At 68.7% G+C, this 2,908-nt stretch carries 3 protein-coding genes and 1 pseudogene; 1 reads left to right on the forward strand and 3 read right to left on the reverse strand.

Translation table 11 applies throughout. The annotated features are described in order from the left end of the window. Nucleotides 1-164: 164 nt before the first annotated feature. From DVH02_RS30680 to DVH02_RS30695, 3 genes are all read right to left on the reverse strand, one after another. Nucleotides 165-371, reverse strand: coding sequence for a DUF397 domain-containing protein (locus tag DVH02_RS30680; protein ID WP_114627116.1), 207 nt, complete (start codon nt 369-371; stop codon nt 165-167). Nucleotides 372-382: 11 nt separating this feature from the next. After that, a complete protein-coding gene (locus tag DVH02_RS30685; protein ID WP_114627117.1) occupies nt 383-1,222 on the reverse strand; it encodes a helix-turn-helix domain-containing protein in 840 nt (279 codons plus the stop codon). Nucleotides 1,223-1,714: 492 nt separating this feature from the next. Then, complete coding sequence (locus DVH02_RS30695; RefSeq protein WP_114627119.1) at nt 1,715-2,608, reverse strand: LysR family transcriptional regulator; 894 nt, start codon at nt 2,606-2,608, stop codon at nt 1,715-1,717. A 123-nt stretch (nt 2,609-2,731) separates the two neighbouring features. On the opposite strand from DVH02_RS30695, the pseudogene DVH02_RS30700 reads away from it, so the two are divergent. Beyond that, a pseudogene (locus DVH02_RS30700) lies at nt 2,732-2,908 on the forward strand (DUF4440 domain-containing protein); the annotation flags it as partial.

Here is a 2,908-nt window from a genome sequence, read left to right on the forward strand (position 1 = left end):
GGCGGCCCCCACCCGCCATAAATGGCCCCGTTCAGCCCGCTTACCTCTTGGTACTGACCCGCAGAACGCAGCCGACAGTGACCAGCGGGGCATGAATCCCCACCCACAATGGACCGTCAGCCGCCGAACCGGAGCCGGGCCACCCCACACAAGTAGTGCGAGCTTCAGCCGGTCAAGGTCTCGTCGCGGAGTGCGTCCACGAACGCCTGCCAGGACGCGGGCCCGAAGACGGCGGCGCCGCGCTCGCGGTCCTTGGTGTCACGGACGGCCTGACGGCCGGAGCGCAGCTGGCCCCGTTCAACGCAGCCGTTGTCGCTGCCGCTGTAGGTGCTCTTGTGCCAGCCCGCACCATCGAACTCGTCGGAGGTCACTGTCCACTGTCCTAGAGGAGATCACGGATGTACTTCTCTGACGCGGACGGCGAGAGGGCCGCTGCGGTGAACTCGTCCCAGACGCGTGTGTAAGTCTGCACATCCGTCCGCTGTTCCAACGACGTACCACCGGTGACATGCTCCAACCATGCGACGTCGATGGAAGGTTCACCTCGCAGAGAGAAGAGCGTGAAGGGGGCATACTGCTCAGCCGGGATCGCCGCATCGAGCGGCAGGATCTGGATGTTGACGTTGGGCCGCTCCCCCATCTCCAGCAGGTATTCGAGCTGCTCTCGTGCCACCGTCCGCGACCTACTAATCCGATGCAATACGGCCACATCGATGATGGTGCGCAGCGTGAAGTCCAAGTGCGCGTCGATCAACTCCTTCCGCTTCATCCGCGTCTCCGCCAGAGGGCCGATCCTCTCCGCCGGGTGACGCGTCTCGAAGATCCGCCGCATGTACGACTCAGTCTGGAGCAGCCCCGGAATGACCGTCGGGACGTACTCCCGCACCAGTTCCGAGTCCGCTTCCAGCGTCAGGTAGTCCCGAAGCGTGTCATGCAGCAGCGGACCCTGACTGCTCCACCAGTCCACTTTGTGGATCTCCTTGGCCAGCCGCCTGACGCTCGCCACGTACGCCACGTCGTCGATCTCGTAGAAGTCCAGCAGAACCGTCAGATCCAGCGGCCTTATGCCGCGCTTGCCGTTCTCGATCTGCGAGATCTTCGGCTGGCCGCACTGCAACTTCTCGGCGATGTCCTGGACTTTGTAGCCCCTCTCCAGCCGGAGTCGCTTCAGCTCATTGCCGAGCCGCCTGCTGCGCATCGTGGGCATGTCCCTTTGCTCCATGCGGACATGGTGGCGTGACCACCTCCTCGGCGGCAGCACTTCGGGCCAACCTTCACCCTCAAGTGTGAACTCACGGGAATTACATGCCCATCCATAATTTCACCGGCAGCATCGCTCCGTAACGCGGCGCACCGAACCGGTGACTCGCCGTCGTCCACCGCGCTGCCCATCCGGCAGCAGCCCAGGAGGTGCCATGGCGGGCGTGGCCGGGATCGAACGGGAACTGCGACTCAGCCTGACCGTGGAACCCGCAGAGTTGCGCCGTATCCGCCGTGACCTGGCGGAACGGCTGGACGCTTGGGGGTGCGCGGCCGTACGTGACGACGCCGTACTGGCCGTCACGGAGCTGCTGACGAACGTCCACCAGCACGGCGGCGGCCGTTGCGATCTGCTCGTCAGACCCGCCGAACCGGACCGCCCGCTCATCACCGTCAGCGACTCGGCCCTCACTCCACCGCACTCCCCCCACCGCACTCCCCCACCCCGCTCCCGTCACGCGCCGCCGCGCTCGGCGGCGAACGCCCGTCGGCTGTGCGCGAGCAGCTCACGCGCGGCCGGGCTGTGCCTGACCCTCCAGACCAGCGCCAGCAGCGCGGGCACCTCGGCGTCCTCGATCGTCCGGGTGGTGAGCCGGTCGCCGAGGCTCGCGGCCATCGACTCGCTCAGGACGGCGACGCCGAGCCCCCGGGCCGCGAGGTCGGCGATGGCCGCTGCGGCGCCGGCCTGGAGGGCGATCGCGGGCCGGAGGCCCTGTACGGCGCAGGCGCGGTCCAATGCCGTACGCAGGCCGGTGCCGGGCGGCATGCACACGAGAGGGTGGGCGGCCAGGTCGCGCAGGGTGACCTGGCGCAGCTCCGCCAGCGGGTGCCCGGCCGGAACCGCCGCGACGAGCCGCTCGCTCAGGACCGTCCACGCCTCCAGCCCGTCGGGCGCGGCGCTCGCCGTCCCGATCAGCGCCACGTCCACGGCGCCGTCACGCACACGCTCGACCAGCCGGTCGGAGGCGTCCTCCAGCAGTGAGATCTCCACCCCGGGGTGCGCCCGGTGGAACGCGGCGAGGGCCTCGAACAGCGGCGTGACGGTGCAGCCGATAACCATCCCGACCGTGAGCCGCCCCCGGATCAGCCCGGTGACCTCACCCACCGCCTGCCCCACCGCCCCGGCCGCCGCGAGGGCGACGCGGGCGTGTTCGAGGGCGGCCTTTCCCGCGACCGTGAGGGTCGTGGTGCGCGCCGACCGGTCGAACAGCTCGGCGCCCAGCTCGCGTTCCAGCTGCCGGATCTGAGCGCTGACGCCGGACTGGCTGATACGCACCCGCTCGGCGGCCCGGGTGAAGTTCCGCTCCTCGGCGACCGCGACGAAGTACTCCAACTGCCTCAGTTCCATGACTGAAAATTCTAGCTGCTAGCAAATCCATCTGTTGGACTTCTGATGATGGGCCGACCACGCTGGAGAGCGACACCGGGAGAAAACACCAGCCCGGCCACCCGACACCCCACGGAGGACCTCATGCCGGAACCGGAATACGCATACGAGAAGGCCCTGCGCCCCGAGGACATCACCCGCCTCTTCGTCGAACGGTCCAACGCCGGGGACGCGGCCGGGGTCGCCGCGCTGTACGAGGAGGACGCCGTGCTCGCCTACCCGCCCGGCGGCCGGACGGTCGGCCGCCGGGCGGGTAGGCGA

It is taken from the genome of Streptomyces corynorhini (genome assembly GCF_003346515.1).
GTDB classification, from domain to species: Bacteria; Actinomycetota; Actinomycetes; order Streptomycetales; family Streptomycetaceae; genus Streptomyces; species Streptomyces corynorhini.

Excerpts from the sequence above, each read along its gene's own strand:
- DVH02_RS30685 (WP_114627117.1), bottom strand. The coding sequence starts at position 1,222 with ATGGAGCAAAGGGACATGCCCACGATGCGCAGCAGGCGGCTCGGCAAT.
- DVH02_RS30695 (WP_114627119.1), bottom strand. The coding sequence starts at position 2,608 with ATGGAACTGAGGCAGTTGGAGTACTTCGTCGCGGTCGCCGAGGAGCGG.